General features: G+C 54.3%; 21 protein-coding genes. 10 read left to right on the top strand and 11 right to left on the bottom strand.

Annotated features, from left to right (window positions below; all coding sequences use genetic code 11):
• Positions 1–15: 15 nt before the first annotated feature.
• The 5 genes from SE15_RS04035 to SE15_RS04015 all read right to left on the bottom strand — a co-directional run bounded on the left by SE15_RS04035 (position 16) and on the right by SE15_RS04015 (position 5730).
• Positions 16–927, bottom strand: coding sequence for a peptidylprolyl isomerase (locus SE15_RS04035; RefSeq protein ID WP_054520805.1), 912 nt, complete (start codon positions 925–927; stop codon positions 16–18).
• A gap of 86 nt (positions 928–1013) precedes the next feature.
• Positions 1014–2645: a chaperonin GroEL gene (gene groL, locus SE15_RS04030; protein ID WP_054520804.1), complete on the bottom strand. Its 1632-nt coding sequence runs from the start codon at positions 2643–2645 to the stop codon at positions 1014–1016.
• Between the two features lie 28 nt (positions 2646–2673).
• Entirely contained in the window at positions 2674–2973 is a 300-nt protein-coding gene (gene groES, locus SE15_RS04025) for a co-chaperone GroES (protein WP_054520803.1), read from the bottom strand.
• A 153-nt stretch (positions 2974–3126) separates the two neighbouring features.
• Entirely contained in the window at positions 3127–4464 is a 1338-nt protein-coding gene (locus SE15_RS04020) for a tetratricopeptide repeat protein (protein WP_054520802.1), read from the bottom strand.
• 15 nt (positions 4465–4479) lie between these two features.
• Positions 4480–5730 (bottom strand): tetratricopeptide repeat protein, encoded by a 1251-nt coding sequence (locus SE15_RS04015; RefSeq protein WP_054520801.1) that lies wholly within the window; start codon positions 5728–5730, stop codon positions 4480–4482.
• A gap of 113 nt (positions 5731–5843) precedes the next feature.
• Here SE15_RS04015 and trmD point away from each other — a divergent pair, with 113 nt between their 5' ends.
• From trmD to SE15_RS14785, 9 genes are all read left to right on the top strand, one after another.
• Complete coding sequence (trmD, locus tag SE15_RS04010; protein WP_054520800.1) at positions 5844–6620, top strand: tRNA (guanosine(37)-N1)-methyltransferase TrmD; 777 nt, start codon at positions 5844–5846, stop codon at positions 6618–6620.
• 18 nt (positions 6621–6638) lie between these two features.
• Positions 6639–7916 carry an SLC45 family MFS transporter gene (locus SE15_RS04005; RefSeq protein WP_054520799.1) on the top strand — a complete coding sequence of 426 codons (1278 nt, stop codon included), beginning with the start codon at positions 6639–6641 and terminating at the stop codon, positions 7914–7916.
• A 25-nt stretch (positions 7917–7941) separates the two neighbouring features.
• Positions 7942–9105 carry a uroporphyrinogen decarboxylase family protein gene (locus SE15_RS04000; protein WP_054520798.1) on the top strand — a complete coding sequence of 388 codons (1164 nt, stop codon included), beginning with the start codon at positions 7942–7944 and terminating at the stop codon, positions 9103–9105.
• A 154-nt stretch (positions 9106–9259) separates the two neighbouring features.
• Positions 9260–10300 (top strand): BMP family lipoprotein, encoded by a 1041-nt coding sequence (locus tag SE15_RS03995; RefSeq protein WP_054520797.1) that lies wholly within the window; start codon positions 9260–9262, stop codon positions 10298–10300.
• A gap of 182 nt (positions 10301–10482) precedes the next feature.
• Complete coding sequence (locus tag SE15_RS03990; protein WP_054520796.1) at positions 10483–12039, top strand: ABC transporter ATP-binding protein; 1557 nt, start codon at positions 10483–10485, stop codon at positions 12037–12039.
• Positions 12040–12062: 23 nt separating this feature from the next.
• Positions 12063–13349 carry an ABC transporter permease gene (locus SE15_RS03985; RefSeq protein ID WP_054520795.1) on the top strand — a complete coding sequence of 429 codons (1287 nt, stop codon included), beginning with the start codon at positions 12063–12065 and terminating at the stop codon, positions 13347–13349.
• 3 nt (positions 13350–13352) lie between these two features.
• Positions 13353–14624: an ABC transporter permease gene (locus SE15_RS03980; RefSeq protein ID WP_054520794.1), complete on the top strand. Its 1272-nt coding sequence runs from the start codon at positions 13353–13355 to the stop codon at positions 14622–14624.
• A gap of 495 nt (positions 14625–15119) precedes the next feature.
• A complete protein-coding gene (rho, locus tag SE15_RS03975) occupies positions 15120–16394 on the top strand; it encodes a transcription termination factor Rho (RefSeq protein ID WP_054520793.1) in 1275 nt (424 codons plus the stop codon).
• Positions 16391–17491: a peptidoglycan DD-metalloendopeptidase family protein gene (locus tag SE15_RS14785; RefSeq protein WP_152965527.1), complete on the top strand. Its 1101-nt coding sequence runs from the start codon at positions 16391–16393 to the stop codon at positions 17489–17491. The genes rho and SE15_RS14785 overlap by 4 nt, the downstream gene beginning before the upstream one ends.
• 17 nt (positions 17492–17508) lie before the next feature.
• Here SE15_RS14785 and priA read toward each other — a convergent pair whose 3' ends face one another.
• The 3 genes from priA to SE15_RS03955 form a co-directional block, all read right to left on the bottom strand.
• Positions 17509–20016 carry a replication restart helicase PriA gene (gene priA / locus SE15_RS03965; protein WP_152965526.1) on the bottom strand — a complete coding sequence of 836 codons (2508 nt, stop codon included), beginning with the start codon at positions 20014–20016 and terminating at the stop codon, positions 17509–17511.
• 17 nt (positions 20017–20033) lie between these two features.
• Positions 20034–20879: an AmmeMemoRadiSam system protein B gene (gene amrB / locus SE15_RS03960; RefSeq protein WP_054520790.1), complete on the bottom strand. Its 846-nt coding sequence runs from the start codon at positions 20877–20879 to the stop codon at positions 20034–20036.
• A gap of 95 nt (positions 20880–20974) precedes the next feature.
• Positions 20975–21916, bottom strand: coding sequence for a protoglobin domain-containing protein (locus SE15_RS03955; protein WP_054520789.1), 942 nt, complete (start codon positions 21914–21916; stop codon positions 20975–20977).
• 172 nt (positions 21917–22088) lie between these two features.
• Between SE15_RS03955 and SE15_RS03950 the strand changes: the two genes are divergently transcribed.
• A complete protein-coding gene (locus SE15_RS03950) occupies positions 22089–22415 on the top strand; it encodes a cupin domain-containing protein (protein WP_054520788.1) in 327 nt (108 codons plus the stop codon).
• Positions 22416–22419: 4 nt separating this feature from the next.
• Here SE15_RS03950 and SE15_RS14305 read toward each other — a convergent pair whose 3' ends face one another.
• The 3 genes from SE15_RS14305 to SE15_RS03935 are packed head-to-tail and all read right to left on the bottom strand — an operon-like array spanning position 22420 to position 26517.
• Positions 22420–24936, bottom strand: coding sequence for a hypothetical protein (locus SE15_RS14305; RefSeq protein WP_054520787.1), 2517 nt, complete (start codon positions 24934–24936; stop codon positions 22420–22422).
• Between the two features lie 36 nt (positions 24937–24972).
• Positions 24973–25710 (bottom strand): amino acid ABC transporter ATP-binding protein, encoded by a 738-nt coding sequence (locus tag SE15_RS03940; protein WP_054520786.1) that lies wholly within the window; start codon positions 25708–25710, stop codon positions 24973–24975.
• A gap of 3 nt (positions 25711–25713) precedes the next feature.
• Positions 25714–26517 (bottom strand): amino acid ABC transporter permease, encoded by an 804-nt coding sequence (locus tag SE15_RS03935; RefSeq protein ID WP_054520785.1) that lies wholly within the window; start codon positions 26515–26517, stop codon positions 25714–25716.
• Between the last annotated feature and the right edge of the window lie 57 nt (positions 26518–26574).

Below are 26574 nucleotides of genomic sequence, written 5' to 3'. Positions count from 1 at the left end.
AGCCAGGGGCCAATATTAAGGGATCAAAATTTCGATCGTGGCGGCTTGACGTTGTTCATTCAGCCATTTTTCCAGAGCCTGATGCTGAAGCACGCGCCGGGCATCCGCCGCCAAAGGACGCTGACCTTCACGAGCAATCACTTTCACAATATGAAAGCCCAAATCGGTCTGAATGATTGAGGTATATTGCCCGGGCTCCAGCGCAAATATTGCTGCTTCCAGGTCCGGGCGAGTCATGTACCCACGCGGGAACCACCCCAAATCACCTCCGGTAAGGGGATCAACCTGAAAAGCCAGCGTATCAAAATCTGTGCCAGCCTGCAACTGACGATAGTACGCCTCAGCCGTGCCCTGATCACGAGTCAGAATCTGACGCGCATGCACCTGCTCCATAGCCTCGGGTACCGCCCCAATGATACGATCGCGTTGCCAGGCAGCAGCCAATGCACGCTTCAGAGCCTGGCGAAAATCAGTCTCTGAATACCCGTTCTGAGTCAACCACTGTTGCCACCCCGCTTCGCCTCCCATTTTGGTTTTAAGTTCATTTATCTTGCTCTCCAAAACCGCCTCATCTTCCTTATAACCATTCGCAAAAGCAGCTTGAGCCAGCAACAACTCATCCACCAACTCATTGACCAGCCGCTCACGTTCGGTACGAGCATCCAACGTTTGCCCCAAGGATTCGGCAGCCGCCCGCAAGCGTGCACGTTCGGCTTCAAACTCCCGCTGCGTAATTGCAAGGCCATTGACCCGAATAGCCAAAGGCTCCGGCGTAGCCGTTGGCGTTGCTGCCGGCGTGAACGTCATTGTCGGCAAAGGGGTTCCATTCGGCAATGGGAATGTGGCCGGAACACGATTGCTCTGACAGCCAATCATTCCCCATAGGAGTCCTAACCCAACTAACACATAATGCAAACGGCGCAACATCGCTCTGATTATAATCGCAAATGAGGTGGGATAAAAAAGGCCGTAGCCCCAATGAGGCCACGGCCTTGCTTGCACTACGGGTCGGTCTAGTACTCCGGCATCGGCGGCGTAGCGGGCTTCTCTTTCTCAGGTACATCTGTAATCAACGCTTCGGTGGTCAGGATCATGCCCGCAATCGAAGCCGCGTTCTCCAATGCACCGCGGGTCACCTTGGCCGGGTCAATGACGCCGCCTTTGACCATGTCAATATATTCCTCGCGCAGGACATCGTAACCGATGTTCTTATTATTCTGCGCTTTCTGAGCCTGGCGGACGCCTTCGAGGATCACCGAACCGTCCTTGCCGGCGTTCTCGACGATCTTGCGCAGCGGCATCTCCAGCGCCTTCCGGACGATGTTGACGCCCATCTGCTCGTCCTCATACTCCATCTTGACATTATCGAGCGCAGGGATCGCATTGATCAGCGCCACACCGCCACCCGGCACAATGCCTTCCTCAACCGCCGCACGGGTCGCCGAGAGAGCGTCCTCCACGCGGTGCTTCTTCTCTTTCAACTCGGTTTCGGTCGCCGCACCCACGCGGATGATGGCCACACCACCAGCAAGCTTCGCCAGGCGCTCCTGGAGCTTCTCGCGGTCGTAGTCGCTTGTGGTCTTTTCAATCTCCACCCGGATCTGCTCAATGCGGGCTTTGATCAATTTCTCATCGCCCTTGCCACCCACAATCGTGGTGTTGTCCTTATCGGCCACCACCTTCTCAGCACGGCCCAGATCGGCAATCGTAGCGGTCTCCAACTTGCGGCCGGTCTCTTCAGAGATTACCGTTGCACCCGTCAGGATGGCAATATCCTGCAACATGGCCTTGCGGCGATCACCAAAGCCGGGCGCCTTAACCGCCAGGACGTTCAGCATACCGCGCAGTTTGTTGAGCACCAGAGTTGCCAGAGCTTCGCCATCCACGTCCTCGGCGATGATGACCAGATCGCGCTTGCCAATCTGCACCAGTTTTTCCAGGATCGGCACAATATCCGCCGCGGCAGAGATCTTCTTATCATGGATCAGGATATAAGGCTCGTTCACCACCGCTTCCATGTGCTCCGGATCGGTGATGAAATAAGGCGAAATGTAGCCGCGGTCGAACTGCATACCCTCGACATACTCGGTTTCAAATTCCAGACCCTTGGACTCTTCAACGGTAATAACGCCATCCTTGCCTACTTTGTCCATGACCTCGGCGATCAATTCACCGATGGTGCGGTCCTGAGCAGAGATGGTTGCTACGTTAGCAATATCTTCCTTGGAGTTGATCGGAATCGCCTGTTTCTTAATCTCGTCAGATACGGCCTTGGTTGCGGCTTCAATCCCGCGCTTGAGTAGCATCGGGTTAACCCCGGCTGCCAAGGCTTTTAGACCCTCGGTCACAATGGAGTGAGCCAACAGGGTAGAAGTGGTCGTACCATCACCGGCAATATCGTTGGTCTTGGTCGCTGCTTCTTTCAGCAGCTGCACACCCATATTCTCAAAGGGATCTTCCAATTCCAGTTCCTTTGCCACCGTCACGCCGTCATGAGTAATGGTCGGCGCACCAAACTTGCGATCCAGCGCCACGTTGCGCCCTTTCGGACCCAGCGTGGTAACCACTGCATTTGCCAGAATATCAATACCTGCTTTCAGACGACGACGTGCATCATCCGAGAAAACCAGTTGCTTCGCTCCCATAGTACACTCCTTTCAGAAGGGGATTGGATTATTTAGACTCGATAATGGCCAGAATATCACTTTCGCGCAGGATGAGCAGCTTCTTGCCCTCAACCTTCACTTCGGTGCCAGCATATTTGGCAAACAAGACCGTGTCACCCACGCTGACATCCAACGGGATGCGCTTGCCCGATTCATCACGATCACCGGGCCCCACGGAGAGAACCTTCCCTTTCTGCGGTTTCTCTTTGGCCGTTTCAGGCAGCACAATACCCCCTGCGGTTACCTCTTCTTCCTCAATCGGTTCGACCACAACACGGCTACCAAGTGGCTTTAGATTGACGCCCATAGATACCTCCCGTTCGAGAATTGGGTAATTTGATCTGACATTTTAGCACTCTAAGAGCCAGAGTGCTAAACCGCCCTGTATCATACCTATCTTTGGGGGAGAAGTCAAGAGGTTTCGAAAAATTCTTATAAAACTCTGATATTCGGGAAAAGCCTAAGGCCGGGTGTAGCCAAAGGACTCACAAATGCGTTCACTGGGCTGCACAATTCCCATGATGACTGAGTCCTGCGCGTACGCACGGCGCACTTCCGCCAACACCTGCATAGCCTCGGCACAATAATTGTTTGAAGGGCGATGCATACCTGCCAGAGCGGCCCCATAAGTGTAGTAATACACCACCGTGCTGTCGCTCAAGGGCAATCCCTGAATGGCCGTGGGGCGGTCGGTCTCTGGATCACAGCGCCGTACCTCACAGGATTCCTCGGCAGAACACCCCCTCACGGCGCACTTCAAAGCCGGAATGGCACTCTCATAGTTGCGTGATTTGAAATATACCATCCCCAACTGACCGTAGACATCCGGGTTATCCGGGATCATCTCCAAAGCCGCTCGCACGTTGAGTGCGGCCGCAAAGAACTCCCCCTTTTGGGAATACGTCTTGGCAATAGAAAGATAAGGGATGGGATCCTTAACCCCAAGCCGTCGGTTGATCTCAACGGCTTTGGCAAAATATTCCAAGGCCTCGTCATAACGCTTCAACTGACGCAAATTAGCCCCAATGGCGATATAAAGCGGCGTAAAGTTAGGGGTAATTTTGATGGCCTGCAGGTACTCCTGAATCGCCCCCTCATAATTTCTCAGGGATTCCTGCACATAAGCGCTCACGCGATGCACGTCCATCAGCGAAGAATCCCGCTGCAAAGCAATCTGGATATATTCCTCGGCCTGACCCCACTTTTGTTGGTCCACCAGGATCTCTGCATAATAAGCCAAAGCCAGTGCGTTCTGGCTGTCCAATTGCAGGGCGCGTAAGGCGGCCTGTTCGGCTTCGACCAGCAAACGCGGGGCCTCTTCTCCCGCTAGGACCGGGTTAGCATTCCAATCCAACGCAAATGCACGAATTGCATGAACCAGCGTGTCATCAGGATTTAATTCAGCCGCCTGGTTAGCATTCTGCAAGGCTTCCCCAAGGCGTTGCTTCCGCTCGGCGTCTGTCGTCAGCAGGCTGGAAGAGTAAGTTTGCACCCGCGCCAATTCAGCATACAGCCGCGCATTCTGAGGGTCAATCTGAACGGCCTTTTGATAAGCCTCAATGGCAGCCCCTAGATTACCGGCGTAAAATTGGGTTTCTGCCTCTAAGGCATACGAATTCGCTGCGCGGGTGGGTGTGGGAGTTGGCAAAAATAAAGGTTGAATGGCGCGGGCATCATAGGCACGCAACAGGAACATCCCCCCCAGAATTAGAAAAACCAGCACCACAACTCGGTAAGGATTGCTGCGCGCACGATGCCGCCGAAACAGCGGCTTTCTCTCCTCGATTTTAAGCACCATAATGCAATCTCATGTTCAAGGAGTAGCCGAAGGCTGGGTCGCAGGCAGGGTGCCTGCCGCCTGGCTACCACAAATATTCAGAATCTCCTGAGCATTGCTCACCGAAACATCCTCGTTACTCACACCTTGCAAAAGGGCACGGGCAATTTGGACTGCCTCATCGCACTCCCCTGTGCGAGCCAGTGCCAAACCATACGTGTAATAATACTCGGAAATGGGATAATAATCTAGTGCCAGGCCCTGGACCGGTTGCCCGTCTTCACTGGTCCCGCCCCTCACTGCGATACGCAAATACTGGATGGCACGTACGTAGTCCCGAGTGCGGTAGTAAATCACTCCCAAATTGCCGTAAAGGAAAGGATCCGTTGGGGCATGGCTCAGTGCCTGTTGCGCATATTGTAATGCCCGGGTCAATTCGCCCGTAGCCAGGTAGGTCTTGGAGAGATACATATAAGGCAAAGGATCAGTCGGGGCCAGTGGAATCGCATTTCCAAATGCCTGAATGGCTTTGGGATAATCTGGAATCGCACGGTAATTACGCCCCAACGCCAGATAAAGGTCGGGGATGTACTTGTTTTGGGCAATTGCGGCTTCAAATTCACGCACTGCATCGGCGTAATTGGCGGTGAGTTCCAGCACCAACCCCCGTGCACGATGGGTTTCCAAAAGATCGGGGCCCAGACTCTGGGCTTTGCGCGAAAGATCAATGGCGCGATTTAAGGTAACAAGATCCCCCTCCCCACTCTGTACCTTTAAGCCCAACACTTCAGCCAGGTAGGCGTAAGGCACCGGGTTGTTAGGATCCAGTTCAATGGCCTGGTTGAGAACCGCCTCGGCTTGCAAATAATCTCCCATCAATCCCAAGGCATACCCCCGTAGCGCCAGCGCCTGTGCGTTATTAGGATTCTGGAGCAATGCATTGCCTGCACTCTCCAGGGCTTGCTGATACTGCTTTGTGTAAAGATACAGGCGGGCCAGCGCCAAATGATAGGAAGGATTCTTGGGATCTACTAGGAGGGCTTCACGGTAAACCTGGATAGCCTGTAAGAATTTCCCCTGGTTGGCAAGTTGTTCTGCCTCAATCGCATAAGATTCGGGCGCACGCGTTGGTGTAGGTGTAGGCACAAAGAGAGGAGGCGTCTGGGGCACCACAAACTGGTTGACGTACAGAGCCGCTCCAATCAACATTACCAGCACAACAACGCGCACCGGGTTGGAGCGGCGCCGCCGACGGTTTAGATTAAAGTGACTACCACGTAAATACATATTTGCATCTTACCCTGCCCCAAAATTAACGTCAAGGATGAAGGATTTTCCAAAGCGAGAAACCATCTGCGGCGGGCTTGCTCTTTCTGCTGTGCAGGATATAAAATCAACTTATGCGTTTTGATGTATTCACGCTCTTTCCCACCCTGATCCAGCCCTATCTTGAAGAAAGCATCCTCAAGCGCGCCATTCAGCGCGGCTTGATCGAGGTTCATATTCACAATATTCGCGATTACACCACCGATAAGCACCGTACTGCTGATGATGCACCCTTTGGAGGTGGAGGCGGTATGGTCATGAAGCCCGAGCCCATCTTCCGGGCCGTGGAAGCTGTGCTGGGAATTCCTCCGGCCTGCCCACTAATCCTGCTTTCCCCTCAAGGGCGCACCTATAACCAGGAAATTGCGCGTGAACTGGCCGAACAATCCCGATTAGCCCTCCTCTGTGGACATTACGAAGGCATTGACGAACGCGTGCGTGAGCACCTGGTCACCGACGAGATCTCCATCGGCGATTATGTCCTGACCGGGGGCGAATTACCGGCTCTGATCATTATTGACAGCGTTAGTCGTCTGATCCCAGGGGTGCTGGGTGACCCGGATGGGGCCATTGATGATTCATTCGCCAGCGGTTTGCTGGAATACCCTCAATACACTCGACCGGCGGAGTTCCGTGGATGGCGCGTGCCCGAAATCTTGCTCTCGGGCAATCATGCCGCCATTGCTCGCTGGCGGCGCGAGCAGGCTCTCTTGCGCACCTGGCAGCGCCGCCCTGACCTGCTCGCTAGGGCCAACCTCACTGAAGCCGACCGGAAATTTTTGGAGCGGCTCAAACAACAAAACGCCCTTTCAACCCCTGATACATCCGATCACCCTAAAAACTCAGACTAAACGAAAGGATCATCTCCCATGAAATCACGCTTCTCCATTGGAAAAATCTTTTTGCTGGGTTTTGGATTCTTTGGCGTCAGTGTGATTTGGAGCGTTTACAACGCCTACGTGCCCATCTTTCTGCGCAATCGCTTTGATATTCCGCCCGGGATCATTGGTTTCTTCATGACACTGGACAACCTGGCAGCGCTATTCATCCAGCCCCCAGTTGGCGCTTGGTCAGATCGTTTACGCACTCCCATCGGACGGCGTCTGCCCTTCATTCTTGCAGGCGCCCCGATCTCAGCACTAGCCTTTGGCCTGATCCCTCTGCAAACCTTCCTGCCCTTTTTCATGGCTTGCACCATTACCCTCATTCTGAGCATGGCTTTCTGGCGCACCCCAGTAGTGGCGCTAATGCCCGATATTACCCCATCCCGTTACCGCTCCCAGGCCAATGGCATCATTAATTTCATGGGGGGTGTGGGTGCCATCATTGCCTTCTTCATCGGCGCTTCCCTCTATGAGATGAATCCGGCCTACCCATTCTGGCTGGGCTCTGCGCTGGTGATTTTAGCCGCTTTAATGGTCTTTGCCTTCATTCGGGAGCCCCAAGAATACGAAATCACCGACGAAACCCCACCCAGTCTATGGCAAAGTTTACGCCAGGTTGTCACCGCCCGAGAAAAGAGCGCCTTACGCATTCTGCTGGCGATCTTTTTCTGGTTCGTGGCTTACAACGCTATTGAAGCCTTCTTCACCCTCTATGCCGTTAACCACTTGCACATCTCCGAAGCAGATGGCGCCCGCCTGCTTGGGCAACTCTCACTCTTCTTTGTGCTCTTTGCCCTGCCAGCCGGATTTTTAGGTAGCCGTCTGGGCCGACGTCGAACCATTCTCAGCGGTATCCTCCTGCTCACCGCCGTGATGTTGGTGCTCTACTTCACTCCCGCTCCCATCCTAACCACAACTCTGTTTCGTCTGCCAGTGCTAGGTGTGGTACCCATAGCAGGTGTGTCACTGATGGTTGCCGGAATCGCCTGGGCTTTGATCAACATCAACTCGCTGCCCATGGTAGTTGACATGACGGACGACCTGCATATTGGTACCTACACCGGCCTTTATTACCTGTTCTCCACCCTGGCAGCAATTGTGGGACCCAATCTCAACGGCTGGATTATTCAACTTAGCGGCGAGAACTACGCTCTCATCATGATCGTGGCTCCCTTCTTCATGCTGGCCGCTTTGATAATGATGCTGGGCGTACGCCGAGGCGAGGCCAAAGCCCACCGCCCTCAACCGGCTCCCGCCGACTGACCCCCAAACACTGGGAGATAGCCCTATGCCCATGACACCACGTGAACGCGTGCTGGCCGTTCTGGCCCATGAGCGACCTGATCGGGTGCCCATTTTCATCGGTGCAGATCTTACAACGGGCATCTTGAAGCATGCCTATCTCAATCTTAAGGCTTACCTGGGTTTGGCGCCCAAAGTTGAAAGGTATTTATATGATTGGCCCGAGTTGGGGGCACCCCTTATCGAGGACGTAGTGCTGGAACACCTACACAGTGACGTGAGAGGCGTTCATGATCGTTTCCCTGCCGCAACTTATCATCACAATCGAACCCGCCCGCCAGGCACCCCCTACTGGGATGATTGGGGAGTGGGGCAAACTGAAATTGCTCCCGATTTCTACTACCCAAGCATTCACCCCCTGGCTCAGGCTCACACGCTGGAAGAAATCACAAATTATCCCTGCTGGCCGGATATGGATGACCCAACGCGCTATGCACACATAGCCCAGCAGGCAGCAACCCTGGCCAATGAAAATCGCTACGCGATTGTAGCCGCTCCCTGGCTGATCGCCCCCCTTGAACGGGCTTGTCAATTGCAGGGCATGGAAACCTTCTTGGTTCACTTGATTGAGAATCTGGATTTCGCTCAAGCCCTTCTAGAAAAGATCAAGACCCTTTGCTTGACTCACCTGGGATATTTCCTCAAAGCGCTAGGCGACCACGTGGACATTCTGATCCTCGGTGACGATCTGGGTGCACAAAACGGCCCTCTAATCTCCCCGCGCTTATATCGTCGTATCCTCAAACCCATTCACGCCGAAATCATTGCTTTTGTCAAGGCGAACAGTCCGGCTAAAATCCTCTTCCATTCAGACGGCGATGTTAGCGCCTTTCTGGATGATTTTGTCGAAATTGGTGTAGATATCCTTAACCCCATCCAGACCAGCGCTGGGCAGATGGGCAATCTGAACGAAATCAAGCGTCGCTATGGGAAGAAACTGATTTTCTGCGGCGGCATTGATACTCAAGGGGTGCTATCTGCTGGCACCCCTGAAGACGTGCGTCAAGAGGTCAAACGCGTCATTGAAATCCTGGGTGAGGATGGCGGCTACCTCTTAGCCGCAGTACACTCCATCACCAACGAGGTGCCTCCCCATAACATCCTGGCCATGGTGAAAGCCGCACTAGAGTACGGACACTACCCTCACTAACTCCCCCAATAGGTAAGGTGAAATCTGTGACATCAATCACTTGCAACCTTTTGTATTCAAGCATATACTAGAAGCAGCCCCTGGGGAGAAAAAGGTTGTCTACCTGTCTCCCCAAAATACAAAATCCCCAATTTGGTAAGGAGGAGAAATCCAAATGCAAAAGAAGTTGTACCTTGTTTTTTCTGCACTGATTGTGCTGGCACTGGTATTGGCAGCCTGCCAGCCTGCTGCCACCCCCACCCCCGCCGAAACCAAGAAGGCGAAAATCTGCCAGGTGACAGACGTCGGTGGGATTGACGACAAATCCTTCAACGCCACCGCCTGGAAAGGCGTGGAAGACGCCATTGCCAAACTGGGTGTTGAGGGGAAATATCTCGAGTCGCAGCAACAGACCGACTACGAGAAAAACATTAACGCTTTCATCGAGGAAAAATGCGATCTCATCGTCACCGTAGGCTTCCTGCTCGGTGATGCCACCAAAGCCGCGGCGGAAAAGAACCCGGATCAGAAATTCGCTATTGTGGACTTTGCCTACGACCCGCCATTGAATAACGTATTGGGTCTGACTTTCGCAACCGATCAGGCCGCCTTCCTGGCTGGCTACGCAGCCGCGGGTGTGACCAAGACCGGCAAAGTGGGCACCTTTGGCGGCATTCAGATCCCGCCAGTCACCGTTTTCATGGACGGCTTCGCCCTGGGTGTGCGCTACTACAACGAGAAGCACGGCACCAATGTGGAGGTGTTGGGCTGGGATCCGGAAAAGCAAACTGGCCTCTTCACTGGCAACTTCGAAAGCACAGATGATGGTCGCCAGATGGGCTTGACTTTGATGGACGAAGGCGCTGATATCATTCTGCCAGTCGCCGGTCCGGTTGGGCTTGGAACAGCAGCCGCTGTGCAGGAACGCGGCAAGGCCTGGATCATCGGTGTGGACACCGACTGGACTATCAGCGCGTCCCAGTACACCCCCATCATCCTCACCTCAATCATGAAGCGCATGGACAACGCCGTCTTTGCTGCCATTGAGCAGGTTCTCAATGGGACCTTCAAAGGTGGCGTTTACGTGGGTACGCTGGAGAATGAGGGCGTTGGGATCGCCGACTTCCCTGCTGGCGTGATCTCTGACCAATTGAAAGCGGAATTGGATCAGGTAAAGGCGGACATCATCGCTGGCAAGATCAAGACCACGCCGTAAACCCAGACAATGCCACATTACCCGAGGGGCTGAGATCTTCAGCCCCTCTTTTTTCTCAAATGCCTCTTCAATGTAACTCGCCAACACGTACAAGAATTAAGTACAACTGCGCGACGTAGAGTCCGAACCACATCTCAGACATTATGGTAAAATTGTAACAATCTTGCTGGCTTGGAGTTCCAATGACCCCTATTCTTGAGTTACGCGGGATTACCAAGCGTTTCCCTGGTGTTTTAGCCAATGATCATATTAATTTAACCCTGGAAAAGGGGCAAATTCATGCCCTGCTGGGGGAAAACGGTGCGGGCAAAACCACTTTGATGAACATCCTCTACGGGCTTTATCAACCTGATGAGGGCGAGATTTTCATCAACGGACAGAAGGTGACCATTCACTCCCCCGCTGATGCCATTGCCCAGGGAATCGGCATGGTTCACCAGCACTTCATGCTGATTCCAGTGTTTACAGTCACCGAAAACGTCATGCTGGGGGAAGAATCCACCCGCTTTGATGGCTTCTTGGATCGTGACCAAGCTGCTGCCCGCGTGCGCACCATCTCCGAACAATATGGGCTGGCAGTGGATCCTTACGCCTATGTCAAAGATTTGCCCGTTGGCGTCCAGCAGCGCGTCGAGATCATTAAACTGCTCTACCGAAAAGCCGATATTTTGATCCTCGACGAACCCACCGCGGTGCTCACTCCACAAGAGGTGGAGGAACTCTTTGATATCATGCGCTCCCTGGTGGAGCAGGGGAAGTCCATCATCTTCATTTCTCACAAATTGCGTGAGGTACTGGAAATTGCCGACCTGATCACGGTCATTCGGCGCGGGCGCGTGGTTGGCAGCGTCCGCCCTGAGGAGGCCGATCAATATCGCCTGGCCTCCATGATGGTCGGGCGAGAGGTACAACTGGAATTGGAACGCCCTCCTAGCGAACCTGGTGAGCCGGTTCTGGAAGTGGAAAACCTGCTGGTGACCGATGAACTGGGCCAACTGGCTGTGGACCACGTCTCTTTTGATGTTCACAGCGGGGAGATTCTGGGCATTGCCGGGGTGCAAGGAAATGGTCAAACTGAACTGATTGAGGCTATCACTGGCCATCGCCACATCCTTGAGGGACGAGTGCGCCTTTTAGGACAGGACGTTACCAATGCACCGCCGCGTGTGATCACGGAACTGGGCACAGGCTACATTCCGGAAGACCGTCAGCGCGATGGGTTGGTGCTGGCTTTCCCAGTGATGGACAACCTGATCCTACGCACCTACTACAAGCCGCCTTTTGCCCGTGGCCGGCGAATGGAATGGGAAACCATTCGCCAACATGCAGAAGCACTGGTAAAACAGTATGACATTCGAACTCCCAGTGCATTAACTCTTTGCAGCGCACTTTCGGGGGGAAATCAGCAAAAAGTCATTGTAGCGCGCGAACTCTCACGCCCCATTCGTCTGCTGGTTGCTGCACAGCCCACTCGCGGCCTGGACGTAGGATCTATTGAATACATTCATCAGCAAATTCTTGAGAAACGCAGTCAGGGTGTAGCGGTACTTTTGGCCTCTACTGAACTTGATGAGATTTTACAACTCTCAGATCGCGTTGCCGTCATGTACAGAGGACAAATTGTGGCCATTGTGCCCGCCGCCGAAGCCACCAAAGATTACATTGGCTTACTGATGGCAGGTGTGCCCCCCGAGGAAGCCCGCCAACGCATCGGGCGCAAGCCAGTTGAAATCGGATAAGAACTCGCAGGGAGGGAAATCCGTTGAATCCTGAGAAAACGCCCCAGCCCCCGGATTTTGGCAAACTCGTGCTCGAAGAAATCAACCATGAAGCCGCTCCCCCACCCCAACCCGAGCGGCGCAAGCGTGGCATCCCCCAGAGCGTTCTAATCCCGCTTCTGGCTGTCCTGACAGGGTTAATCTTTGGAGCCATTTTCATCATTCTGACCAGCCAGGAGGTCTATAACGGTTTCGGGCAGTCCTTCGGAGCCGGTCTAACGGCGATGTGGGATGTGGTAGCGCGTTCCTATACGGCGCTTTTCACCGGTGCGTTAGGTGACCCGGTGCGTATGATCAACGCACTTCAGTCAGGTAACGCCCTGGAAATTCGCCGTGCCTTCAACCCCTTCTTAGAAAGTCTGGTCACCTCCACTCCCTACATCTTCGCCGGTTTGGCAGTTGCCTTGGGCTTTCGCGCCGGTGTATTCAACATCGGTGCTGAAGGCCAGTTGTTTATGGGAGCCATCACCGCCACTTATGTGGGCTACAAATTGGTCGGATTACCGATGATCATTCACCTGCCACTGGCTCTATTAGCCGGCGCCCTGGGCGGCGCCATTTGGGGCTTTATCCCCGGCTGGCTCAAGGCCAAAACCGGCGGTCATGAGGTCATCAACACGATCATGATGAATTACATTGCATTTCGCCTGAGCGAATGGCTGTTGACCGGTCCCATGAAACGCCCAGGGTCGTACAACCCGGTCAGCCCCGAGATTCAGCCTTCAGCCTGGTTGCCGCGCTTTTTCGAAGACCCCATTCGCTTTCATCTGGGCTTTTTCCTGGCTTTGGGTATGGCCTATGTCGTGTACTGGTTCCTGTTCAAAACCACCTGGGGGTTTGAACTGCGCACGGTGGGCAGTAACCCCTACGGAGCCAAATATGCCGGCATGGATGTGACCAAAAACACCGTCCTAGCAATGACCCTTTCGGGGGCACTGGCGGGGCTGGCCGGCGCCAATGAGGTCTTGGGCGTCAACCACTCCCTGGCCATGGCTTTCTCCTCCGGATATGGCTTTGACAGCATTGCCCTGGCTTTGTTAGGGAACAATCATCCGGTAGGGGTCGTATTGGCCTCCCTGCTGTTTGGCACCTTACGGAATGGCGCTACTAGTATGCAACTTTCCGCTAATGTACCAAATGATATTATTTCCGTTCTACAAGCCGTCATCCTCGCTTTCATCGCCGCACCGGCCATCATTCGCTCCCTCTACCGGCTCCGCAAACCGGCAGAAGGCGAGGGTATGATTACCATCAAAGGGTGGGGAGGGTAAACCATGGCCACCACAACCAGTGCTTTTCACCGCAAAATTGAGGTTGTCTCCCCAACCCGCCAGCGGGTCATGGGGATCCTGTTCATCCTCCTCGGGCTAGCCCTGGTTTTCTTCTTTACCCCTGGTCTTTCCCAAGGGCAAGTGACAACATTCGGGTTATCGCTGGCCACCTCAGACATTCAACTCCCTCCCTGGCAGGTGCACACACTTCCCACCCTGTACGGTCTGGCAGTTGTCAGTGCCATCCTTGGTGGCATCCAGTTGGCGCGTGGCTTTGGCCGCTACACCAATTGGGTTCTGGGCCTTGTGGTGGGTTTCTTTATCTTTGGCTTTCTGGTTTGGGCAGCGGCCGGCAAATCGCTTAACCTGGTAGGAATGCTCAATACCACCCTCAGCCGCTCGGTTCCTATCACCCTGGGTGCCCTCTCCGGCATCTTATGCGAACGCTCCGGCGTGGTTAATATCGCGATTGAGGGCATGATGCTCACCGGTGCCATGGTCAGTGCCCTGGTAGGCAGCATTACACAAAACGCCTGGATAGGATTGCTGGCAGCCATCTTTGCAGGGGCGCTATTGGCACTTATCCATGCAGTGCTCTCTATAAAATATAAGACCAACCAGATCGTGTCCGGCACTGTCATTAATATCTTCGCTACTGGATTGACTTCCTACATTTCGGCAAAGTTCCTTCAGGTCAACCAGGCCCTTAACAATCCGCCCACCTTTGGCGGCACGCCAATCCCTTTGTTGAGCGAGGTCCCCATCTTGGGGCCGGTGCTGTTCAATAACAGCATTTTCGTCTATGTCATGTTTGTCCTACTGATTGTTCTAAACATCGCTTTGTTCCAGACCCGGTGGGGACTGCGTTTGCGCGCGGTGGGTGAACACCCTAAAGCCGCTGACACCCTGGGCATTGATGTGTTCAAAACCCGCTACATGGCGGTCATCCTGGGGGGCATGGTGGCCGGATTTGCGGGCGGCTACTTTACTCTGGGTTCAGCTGGGCGCTTCGACGAGGTGATGACCGCGGGACGCGGTTTCATCGGCCTGGCCGCCATGATCTTTGGTAATTGGAATCCCTTCGGCGCTTTCGGTGCGGGCTTGCTCTTTGGCTTTGCAGATGCTCTGGCTTCACGCCTGGCCATCCTGGGGGTGGCCATTCCCTCACAGTTCCTCCTGATGGCCCCTTACATTGCTACCATGATCGTGCTGGCAGGTGTCATAGGGCGCGCTCGCCCACCAGCAGCCGATGGCATCCCCTACGAAAAAGAATAGCCCGGTTACGCCCTTTGGCCGTCAGCACTATACAGCCATTAAACAGGCCCTTATCAACGCTTGGCGTGCCAAAGGGCGTACAACAGAGACCCGGCTAATCCACACATACGGTTATAGAATGGAGTATTATGCCACGCCTTAGAGGTATCGGTAGAAAAACGCTGCCGCTTTTTATCTTGGTCTAGGTTTGTACCCGGTAGGAGTGGAAATGTCGCACGGTTTGACTACCTCGAATCTCTATTCGACGAGGTTATGCGCAATAAATTGGCATTGCTCTACTCCGGAGACGGACATCTCCTTGCGCTTGCATTCGATGATACCCCATGTTATAATTCGAGCATCCAACGGAGTGAGCGTGGCAACCAAGGGGGCCGCTCAAAGTTGTCTCCTGCGCAACGTAAACTTAGACATCAGCGGCTTTTCAGAAACGCTCCTCAATAGGCGTAATTTCACCCGAACTGATTCTAAAATCCCATCTCATACGGATAAGCCCATATGAAGTTCCTTGAACTTGAAAAGGCCACGCTGGCTGATCTGCGCCAGATCGCCAGAGAAATGAATATCCCCAATGCTTCACGCATGAAGAAAGAAAATCTCATCCTGGCCATTCGCCAGGTTGAAGCCGAGCGAGAAGGGCTAGAGGTGCGTGGTGGCATCCTCGAAATCCTGCCCGAAGGTATCGGCTTTCTGCGTAAAAATTATCAGATTGGCCCGGATGATGTATATGTCTCCCAGGCCCAGTTAAGGCGCTACGACTTACGCATGGGCGATTTGGTCATTGGCGTGGTGCGGCCGCCCCGTGAGGCAGAACGTCACTATGGACTGGTAAGGGTTGAGTCCATCAACGGCCTCTCGCCAGAAGAAGCCCGCGATCGCCCAGTTTTCGAACGGCTCACCCCTATCTTCCCGAACAAGCGCTTTGACCTGGAGACCGATCCCACTATCCTCTCCACCCGTCTGATCAACCTAATTGCCCCGATTGGACGGGGGCAGCGCGGCTTGATCGTTTCACCCCCCAAAGCAGGCAAAACTACCATTTTGAAGCAGATCGCCAATGCCATATCCACCAAGTACCCCGAGGTCCATCTCATCATTGCGTTGATCGGTGAGCGCCCCGAAGAGGTCACCGATATGGATCGTTCCGTAGAGGCCGAGGTAGTTGCCTCCACATTTGATGAGCCAGTAACTTCGCATGTGCGTACGGCGGAGATTACGCTAGAGCGCGCCAAGCGCTTGGTGGAGATAGGGCGGGATGTAGTCATTCTCCTGGATTCCCTCACCCGCCTGGCCCGTGCCTACAACCTGGTTGTGACCCCCTCCGGGCGCACGCTTTCAGGCGGCATGGACCCCTCTGCCCTCTACCCACCCAAGCGCTTCTTTGGTGCAGCGCGTAACGTGGAAGAGGGTGGTTCATTGACCATCATCGCCACGGCACTGGTGGATACGGGATCACGGTTAGATGATGTGGTGTACGAAGAGTTCAAGGGCACTGGTAACATGGAGTTGCACCTTTCGCGCCGCTTGCAGGAACGTCGCATCTTCCCGGCCATTGACATTGAGCGCTCATCAACCCGCCGTGAAGAGCTTTTGCTCGGTCCAGACATCCTGCAGCGCGTCTGGCTCATGCGGCGCATGTACCTGCAAATGATCAGCCCGCCTCCACAAGGAGCGGGCATGGACCCGGCAGTTGCTACCGAGGCCATTTTGCAGCGCATGCTCCGCACAAAGAATAATATGGAGTTCCTGGAAACGTTGACGGAGGAATTGTGACCCAAGTCACCTCGAACCGTGCGCCGCGGTCTCAGGAGACCTCGAGGGGAACCTCATCACCTTGGTTGGCACGCTTACTCTGGCTTGTGGCTGCAGCCATGGTGGCGCTAGCCGTTTTCTTGATCGTCCAGCGTGTCACTGCAGCGACAAATTCTCTTTCCGGGAATCTTCCCGAGGTTCCTGAATTACCTGCAAATAGCGGTGAGGCCACTTTACCCCCACTTGAAGAATCGCTGCCGCCAGATTTCATCACCCGTGCGGCCAATCCGCATACCATTGTGGTTTCGCAGCCTCGCGAAAATGCCATCACTTACGAGGTCCAAAAGGGTGATTCCATTTTTGGAATCGCAAAGAAATTCAACCTCAAACCCGAAAGCGTCCTGTGGGCAAATTATGACACTCTGAATGATGACCCCCACATGATTGAAGTGGGACTTAAACTGATCATTCCCCCCACCGATGGGGTATATTACAAGTGGAAAGAGGGCGACACAATCGAGGCAGTAGCAGCCTCTTTCCGGGTTAAGCCGGAGGACATTCTGCTCTGGCCAGGGAATAAACTGGATATCACCAACCCGGTCATCGAGCCCGGTCAGTACATCATGATCCCCGGGGGACGGCGTGAATTCCGCACCTGGGTAGTGCCCAGCATCCCCCGCGGCCCAGCAGGGGTCAACAAAAGCATCCTGGGGCCGGGAGCATGCGATACGGGACAGGGCGGTGCCTACGGCAGCGGAACCTTCATCTGGCCCACACCCCAACACGTGCTTTCCGGTAATGACTACTGGGATGGTCATTTGGCCATTGATATCGCCGCTGGTATTGGCGATCCGATCTACGCAGCAGATAGCGGTGTGGTCGTTTATGCCGGCTGGATTAGCGGTGGGTATGGCAACATGGTAATGATTGACCACGGCAATGGCTATCAGACTCTATACGCACACTTGAGCGCCATCCGGGTCGGTTGTGGGGCCAGCGTACGTCAGGGACAAGTCATCGGACTTGCGGGCAGTACCGGGCGCTCCACTGGACCGCATCTGCACTTTGAAGTGCGCTACATGGGTGGGTTTGTCAACCCCTGGTACGTACTACCTTAACTGTTATCCCAGAACAACTAGAGCAGGCTTGGCGGGTCCACTTCGACCCGCCAGTCTTTTAACTCGGAAAGATGGGCTCGAAGAAAAGCCGCCGGATCATCGCCTCGCAGAATGATTTGCCAGCGGTAGTAGCCTTCCAAACGGGCGTAAAAACAAGGCGCTGGCCCAATCAAATCACAATGGGGTTGTCCACTCTCAGCCAACCAGCGACGAATGCGCCCTGCCAACCACTCCGCCTCGTGGGCCGCCACCTCTGCTTCTCGATGCCGAAACTCCAAGCGCACCAATTGGGAGAAGGGCGGATACCCAATCTCACGCCTTAGCGCCAGTTCGTGCTGGTAAAATCCCTCATAATCATGTTGCGAGGCATACCGAATTGCATAGTGCTCCGGCTGGAAGGTCTGTAAAATCACTCTTCCCCCCAATGGCCCGCGCCCGGCTCGCCCTGCCACCTGAGTCAGCAACTGGAATGTGCGCTCAGCAGCGCGAAAATCGGGCAGAGAAAGCCCCACATCCGCGAGGATGACCCCCACCAGGGTAACCAGAGGAAGATCCAACCCTTTGGCCAGCATTTGCGTACCAATTAAAACATCGGCTTGATGACGACTGAAATGGGACAGGATGAGATCCAATGCCCCCTTAGGGCGGCTGGTGGAGGAGTCCATTCGAAGCACGCGAAGGTGTGGGAAAACCTTGAAAAGCTCTCGTTCCACCCGCTCCGTCCCCAGACCATATTGCCGAAACTCGCGGCTCGCACACTGCGGACAGGTATCTGGCATTTTTCGGCGGTAGTTACACCGATGGCAAATCAGTCCCTGTGGCTCCAGGTGATAAGTTAGAGGTATATCACATCGTGGACACTTGAGCACATAACCGCATTCACGGCAGAACACATAGGTCGCCGAACCCAGACGATTCAAAAAAAGGATCGCCTGTTGACCCGCTCGTGTGATCTGGTCAAGGTTTTCCAATAGAATGCGGCTAAAGATGGAGCGATTCCCTGCCTTGAGTTCTTGCCGCATGTCCACAATTTTGACCTCTGGCATTGGAGCGGTCTCTATTCTGCTCGTTTGTCCTTCCACCACCCGACTCACTCGCACGCGCAGGGGCAACCGCAATAACGGCCACTCTTCCTTTTGAGCGCGATAAAACAGGTGCACCTCAGGTGTTGCGGAGCCCAGCACCAAAACACTTTTTGTAAGACGAGCATATGCTATGGCGGCCTGAACCGCGTGATAGTGAGGTGGTGTTTCACTTTGATGGTAAGAGGGTTCGTGACACTCATCCACAATGACAAGCCCCAAACGATCAAAGGGGGTAAACAAAGCGCTGCGTGGGCCAATGATGACCGAAAGACGTCCCTCACGGGCGCGGCGCCAGGTGTCATAGCGCTCCCCTGAGGAAAGACGCGAGTGTACCAGCCCCACCTTTCCCGGAAAACGGGCTAGAAAGCGCCGCACCACCTGGGGAGTCAGGGCAATCTCCGGCACCAGAACCACAGCCTGCCGACCCTGCGAGAGAACCTCGGCAACAGCCTTCAAATAGAGTTCTGTTTTCCCCGAACCAGTGACCCCAAACAACAAGATGGGCTTTACATCTGCGTGCTCGACCTGATGGATGGCCTGGCAAATGGTTTCCCATGCCCGCTTTTGATCCTCGGAGAACTCCAAAGGCTCAACGGGCTCACCCTCCGGGTGAATGCCTTCCAGAGGATCACGCCAGACTTCCGTTTCGCTCAGATGAATGAGGCCTAATTCAGCCAAGCGTTCAAGATCTCTCAGGTTGCCCCCACTCACGGCATATAGCCAGGTCACATCTAACGGCCAGGGTTCCTGAAGGAGAAAACGCAACATAGCCTGGCGTCTCGCCAGAGCCGCCGAACCTGGCCGTCCTAGATGAGGCAAGGCGGCTTCAATCTCTTCCGGAGAGCAGGCCAATTGGGCCGTACGTACGATTTTAGGACGTACAGAAGGAGGGGGCAGAACCGGATCTGCCCGCAGAACACCCTGCCGGACCAGGCGCCGAGCCACTGCCCGCCAATCTCGATTTGGCAAGGCCGCATCAATTTGTCGTCCGCGCAAGGGCCCCCGCCGTTTCAGCAAACGGGCCAGAGCCTTTTCAGTGGCTCTGGTTTCGTCCACCTCCTCGGGGCCGATCCACGTGTAGAGAACATCCGCCTGTTGAGACAGCCCCGGGGGCAACATGGCAAATAGCACGCTATTCAATGGAGAAAGTGTTTCGGTGCTAATAATTCGGGCCAATTCTATTTGTGCCGCCGTCACCACAGGACGTTCATCCAGGACGGCCTCGATCGCCCGTGTGGCCCGCCCCTGAAAGGAAGGAGATCCTGCAACCACAATGCCGTAGACTCGACGTTCTCCAAAAGGCACAATGACCAGGCTGCCCACCTGCACCCGTTCCATTAGATGAGGGGGAACCTGATAATCGAATACCCCTCCCACGCCGGGGAGGTCAATGACAATCTGAACACACGGTGGGGTTTCAGGAAGCGAGGATGAAGCCAAAGCGCCCAGCCCTGTCCTCAGCGACGCAAAATTGCAGCCGCACCGTAGCCCACCACAGAAGTGGTATCTCCCGTAGTGTCCGCCGACGTGGTGTAATCCAAAATTTCAATGTGATTGGCTCCCAAGGCTTTGGCAGCAATCATCACGGTCACCACGGCCGCCACACCACAAGCAAAACCGGTCCCATTTTCTTCGGCCTGAAGCACCCCCTCCGGAGAAAATCGCGCCATCTGGCGAAGCATCTCACCATCCAGGCGGCGCGCCACTTTCTCGGGATAAAAATGGGAAAGATCCGTGCTGGCTACTAGCAGGTAGTTATGGTCGCGCACCATTTCTGCCAGTGCCTGGCCCAAAACGCGTAACAACTCCTCATGCTTACTGCGAAGCATGAGCGGAAGTAACTTGAAACGCCCCCGCAAAGCGCGTTGCAAAAACGGAAGTTCAATCTCTAGTGAATGCTCATCATCGTTGGCAATAGGTGTGAGTCCCACTTGAAGTCTATTTTGTAAAGTCTCGTCCAGCCGAACAAGCAAATCGCGGTCAACTTCAATCGTGCCCAGGGGCGTCTCGTACATGCGATGCGCCGTTGTCAGCACCGGAGCAGGATGAAAGCGATGATATGGTGAAACCACAACGACCAAGTCGCGGCTCTGATCGAATACGCTTTTGAAGGCGTAACCCGCTGTGCGCCCTGAATAGCGATGGCCGGCATGAGGAGCAATCACCCCCACCACTTCCCCCACCAAGGGGGGTAATTTAGCCTCCTCCAGGTAACGATCCACCTGGGCGGCCAGTTCGATGGGATCACCGCTGTACCACAAACCCGCGATCGGTGAAGGGCGTACCTCCGAAATCACGGTCATCGTAATCCTCCATTCTGGTATTTATTATATAACCAGTCACCTGGAGGATTCAATCATCTTTTTCTTGTCCAGGCCCTGCTTTTGCGAATCTTTGCTCACCGCCCTGGCGGAAAGATGGCCAATTGATCAGCACCCTCCAGGCGCCATTGATCCTCCGCCAGATAGGCAATATCCCGCCCATTGCGCAGAATTCGCCAACCAGCGCGGGGCCGATAAACCCGTTCCACCTCCATCCAGGGATTGCCGCGTGCATCATCGTGATGCTGACTTTCCCACAGGCTTTCCAGGATCTCCGAACGGGCTTGTGGGTAATAGTTGAAAAATTTTCGCAGGACTTCCAGAACACTCTGGCCTGGGTAGATACCGATCTCTAGCGAGTCCCGTCCGATCAACGAACGCAACCGCCCATAAACTGTGACTCTCACTTTTGTTTCCCCTTCCTCTAACGCCAGGGCGCTTCGGTATCCCTGGAGCATCATTTGGAGATGGAGGATGAACACCTTATTCCAGCCCGCCAGCGCCTTTAACTGCGTATCCGTTCTTACACCCGCCTGTTCCAGGACACGGGCAAAACTTGCTGTCATCAGACCAATGCTCCCCACCACATACAGGCTTGGAATGTGCAAGTGGCGCCGTCCATGCCCCGCATGAATCTGGCCCGCACGGAACAGGTAACGAGCAAAATCATGGCTAAAATCCAGCCCCAGAGTGCGTGCCAACCACACGGTAAAGAAACGGCGCCGCTCTGCCAGGTGCTGGGGGTCTGCCCCTCCACTCCACCCAAGCAATGCCGCCGTTTCAGGGAACGCCTCCAGGTAAGCGTAATTTTCAACAACCAGATCATGACCTTGCCGAAAAAGCGGCTCGACGGTTTCAAGCATGGCCCGTATATCACCCTCATCCAGATGAAGATAGGCCCTTAAGTGATCCCAGGTTTCCTCAGGAGAGGGGTCTAGCCCCCGCAATTCCCAAATTTGCGCCGGACTCCCTGCAAAAATCGAGAGTGCCACCTGCCAATCCAAACCCTTTGCTACCATAACCTACCACCTTTCTGGGCTACCTGATCATTCCATTTACATATATTTTATTATAAATGGCTCAAACTCCATTGAGTTTGCGGTAACGCAAAAAGGAAGGAGTTTGCGCCAGTGCAAAGTGGCCTGCGTAAGTTGAGGTATAGTTTTCACATCTCTGATTTGAGGTAATTTCATGATGGACAAACCCTATATCCTATTTGAGAATCTGACCTCTCTCACTCCCACCGTCCCAGCCAATAGCATTCTCAGCCGCACGCTACTTCAGCACCCGCGTCTCAAGGTTACCCTTTTTGCCTTTGGCGCCGGGCAAGAACTCTCTGAACACACGGCTTCCATGCCGGCGGTTATTCACATCCTGGAAGGTGAATGCGATTTAAGGCTGGGTAAGGACGTTTATACGCTACGCGACGGCGCCTGGGTTTTCATGGAAGCCCACACGCCCCATGCTCTCCTTGCTCATACGGACCTGCGTATGCTGTTGCTAATGCTACCCGAGTAAACGATCAGGCAGTAGGGAAGGAAGGAGGATCCTCTTCTGGAGGTACAGCCTCCTTCTCCACTGCCGAATCAGTAGAAAACTCCCTTTTTCTCAGATATCGGCGGTAGTGCCAAAATCCCCAAAACGCCCCCACAGCAAGGATCAGGCCCCCCAGCCAGGCAGCCCATAAAAGTCCACTGTTATCTGAAGCGATTGGAGATAAGGGAGTAAAAGTGATGCTGGGGGTTTCTTCAAGGGGAACAGATGGAGAAGCGCTTATAGATCCAGATGGCGATGGGGTCAGCCCACCTCCGCTCGGATATTCACCCTGAACAGGGGCTCCGCCACTGGTAGTTGCTTTGGGTGAAGAGAGTGGATAACCCGCTGGTGTTAATGTCTGATCCGATGAAGGCAATGGATACCCTCCTGGCGTCAGCGTGTAACCAGGTAGAGGTGAAGAGGTAAGGGTTCGTGTAAGTGCGGGACTGGGTGTGGGTGAAACCGTTACGCCCCCAAAAGGGGTCCGTGAAGGGGTGCGTGATGCAAATAAGGTACGTGTCGGGGTCGGGGTTCGCGTGCGAGTCGGCAAGAGCAGTCGGGTGGGCGAACTAGTCCAAGTGGGAATGGGTGTTGTGGTGCGTGTGATGGTACGGGTAGGTGTCACGCTGGGCGTCGGGGTGAGACTTGGGGTAAACGTCCACGTCACGGAGGGGGTTGGCGTTCTGGGGTTTGCCGACACCCCCACCACAAAAGGCAAATATCCAAGATCCAGATTCAAACCCGGCCGCCCATCGTTATCAATGTCAACCCGGATTTCTTTCTCACCCGTCAGGCAAGTGGTGGTCTGCCCGTTGCTCCCCGCTGCTGCTGAACCCGCTGGACGCTGCCCTGTCGTATCCCAGCCTTGGGTAATATTTCCCGCCGGATGGTACCACCACAAGGGATATAGCGCCGGGTTGCCACTTCCGCAATAGAGGGCTGACTCAACGGCAGTTACACATCCTGGTGTGAGATCGTGGCGGAAGAAAAGGCTGAGGGTTCCCCCTGGTGCAGCACCTTCGGCCAGGAAGATATCCCAGTAACTGCTACACGGGGTCAAGTCCTCTCCCGAGCCACCCGTAAATGGCACGTTGAGCGTACTGCCAGCCCCGTGCTCCACGAGATACAAATCAAAATCGGTTTCTCCGCTTCCATGCTGAAAGGCAATGCGGTTGTCAAAGGCATAGGTCTTGCTTTCGGTTACCGTGACCCGCGTTGCGCTCACACCGGGTTGATTACTGCGCCGCAAGGCTGGGGCACCCAAAACCTTCATCGGGTCCACCTCACACTGGGAAACCGCCAAAGCAAGGGAGGGGCTCCACCCAAAAAAGTTGTGATTAACCGTGCCGTGATTGTTACACTCAACTTGAACCCCTGCACGATTGCCATACAGGTTATTTCCTACCGCCCAAACACGACCTGAGGATGAACCGGCTTCACGGAGAATGGCGTAACCACTGTTGCCCTGGATGTGGCTAAAGCGAAGTGTGACTTGCCCCAACCCATCTTGGACCCGCAGTGCGTCCTTTCCTTCTATAAGATTTACATACTCAATCCTGACCTCTCCCTCCGTTGGGTTCACCACGATCAGATCCCGACCGGGAAACACGCAAGCCCCATCTTTGAGGGTTAGATTAGATACGACAACCCCACCCCCAATTTGGAGCATTGGCTGAGAACAATCTGGCCCCACGTAGGTCAGGACAGCATTATCCAGCCCCTGAAGCGTCAGAGGCTTATCAATGACAACGGTTTGGCTTTTGATGCTGTAATTGCCCTGGATAGTGATCTGGCTCCCGGCATCCAAGGCGTCCACGGCATCTTTCAAACCAGTGCCGATTCCACCAACCTGGTCATCACCGCTGTTGATGTAGCAGGGACTGAATTGACCACACGCCGTAGCGTCGTTCGCCACATATCCAATTGAGGTTTTGGGGACTACCCGAATAAAGAGAAACAATTCCTGGGTTTGTATCCAGCCACTACTCCCTCGTTCCAGCACCCGCAGACGCAGCGTGCCAGAGGAGGTAGCCGTTGAACCAATGCGAAACGCAAAATCCAGCCCATCGCCAAACTGACCGGCCGGCAATGTCACGCTTGCCCCGTTTTTTAACTCGTATCCCGAGGGCGCCCCTTCGCAACCGGCGAGATCACCAATTGTGTATGGGAGGTTGCTGATTAACCCGTTTGGTGAGAAGACAACCTCATTCACTGACCACGCTTGCGGCGTATATACGCACACCCGAACGTTAGGTGCTTGAGTCGGGTCGTAGGTCTGCAGTAGATAATTGGCGCGTACGTTTAGGCGCTGACCTGCCGCACAACCCGCGGCGGGACAAGCCACCGGACTTAGTAAAGTCACAGCGCCAGTTTGAGCCGTTTGAGCCCAGACAATGGCATGGTGATTTAGATACCACCCCCCTAGAGCAATCAGCCCTAATCCCAGGAAGATAATTAATAAACCCCTGAAGCGCTGCGCCACTGACATCATCCAGTCATGCATACGAACCTAAGGCCTACCGCCACCCGGCGACAAACCTCAGTGGAGAACTTTGCTGAGAAAAGCGCGGGTGCGCTCATGCCGCGGATTGTTGAATAAAATATCGGGCGGCGCCTCTTCCACAATCTGACCTTCATCCATCAAAATCGCCCGATGGGCAGCAGCCCGTGCAAAACCAATTTCATGGGAAACCACCACCATGGTCATCCCCTCACGCGCCAGGTTGAGCATCACATCCAGTACTTCCTGAATCATTTCTGGATCCAGAGCACTGGTCGGCTCATCAAAAAGCATGATTTTGGGATTCATGGCCAGCGCACGCGCAATGGCGACCCGCTGCTGCTGCCCGCCGGATAATTGCGCCGGGTAATTGTGGGCTTTCTCAGGAATGCCTACTTTGCGCAAGAGCTCCATGGCAATGGCCTCGGCTTCTTCTTTTTTGCGCTTACGCACAATTCGTTGCGCCAGGCAGATATTTTCCAGCACCGTCAGATGTGGGAAAAGGTTAAATTGCTGGAAAACCATGCCAACTTCGGTGCGTACTGCGTTGATATTTTCAGCACTGTCCAGGGGGATACCGTCAACGATGATCTTCCCCTCATCGAATTCTTCTAGACGGTTGATGCATCGCAGCAGGGTGGATTTTCCAGACCCTGAAGGGCCGATGATGACCACGACTTCCCCTTTGTAAACATCCAGGTTGACTCCTCGCAAAGCGTGGACATGTCCAAACCATTTATGGACGTTTTCAATATGGATAATGGGTTCTCGCTCCATGCGCTATTTCTCCAAACGCGTCTTGTACTCTATCCATGCCACCACTCGGGTTGCCAGTAGTGTCATCACCAAGTATAACAGACTCACCATCAACCAGGTTTGCAGCGGGATAAAACTGGCCGCCATAAATTCGCGTCCCCGCCGGGTCAATTCGGGCACCGCCACAACACTGGTGAGCGAGGAGTCTTTGAGCAATGTGATAAATTCATTGCCCACTGGTGGTAAAATGACCCGCACAGCCTGCGGCAAGATTACATATCGCATGGCCTGAAAGTAGGTCATCCCCAGGCTGCGCGCGGCTTCCATCTGCCCCCGCGGGATGCTCTGGATGCCTGCCCGGTAAACCTCGCTCATATAAGCCGCATAACAAATCGTCAATCCCAGAATGGCCATGGCAACCGGATTGGGCCGATAATTCATCAAAGGTGACCAACCTACCGAACGGCCAATATCCTGCACTAGTGAAGGAAAAGCAAAATACCAAAAGATCAATTGAACCAGCACCGGAATACCACGGATGACTTCCACATATATGGTGGCGATGCCCCGCAACAGCGTAAGTTTTGAAAGTCGAATCAGCCCTACGATCAGCCCTAAGAAAAGGACCAGCGCAAAAGAGACCAGCGTGACATAGATAGTTACTTGAATACCATCGCGCACGAACAGAAGAATGCGCTGGAAGGGATCCGGTTGCAGGACAACCAGCGCAATTACGATCAGTACAATGGCCAGGACCAGCAGCCACCAGGGATCGCGGAACCTTTTTTGAGAGAGCAGTGGGGCAGAATCACGCGCGGGCAGATTCATGGGCAATCCTCACAAAAAACAGATTAGATTAATGGACAAATAGGGCCGATGCTGCGG

This window comes from Thermanaerothrix daxensis, from assembly GCF_001306145.1.
GTDB classification, from domain to species: Bacteria; Chloroflexota; Anaerolineae; order Anaerolineales; family Anaerolineaceae; genus Thermanaerothrix; species Thermanaerothrix daxensis.
This window is presented reverse-complemented; position numbering and strand designations above follow the sequence as displayed.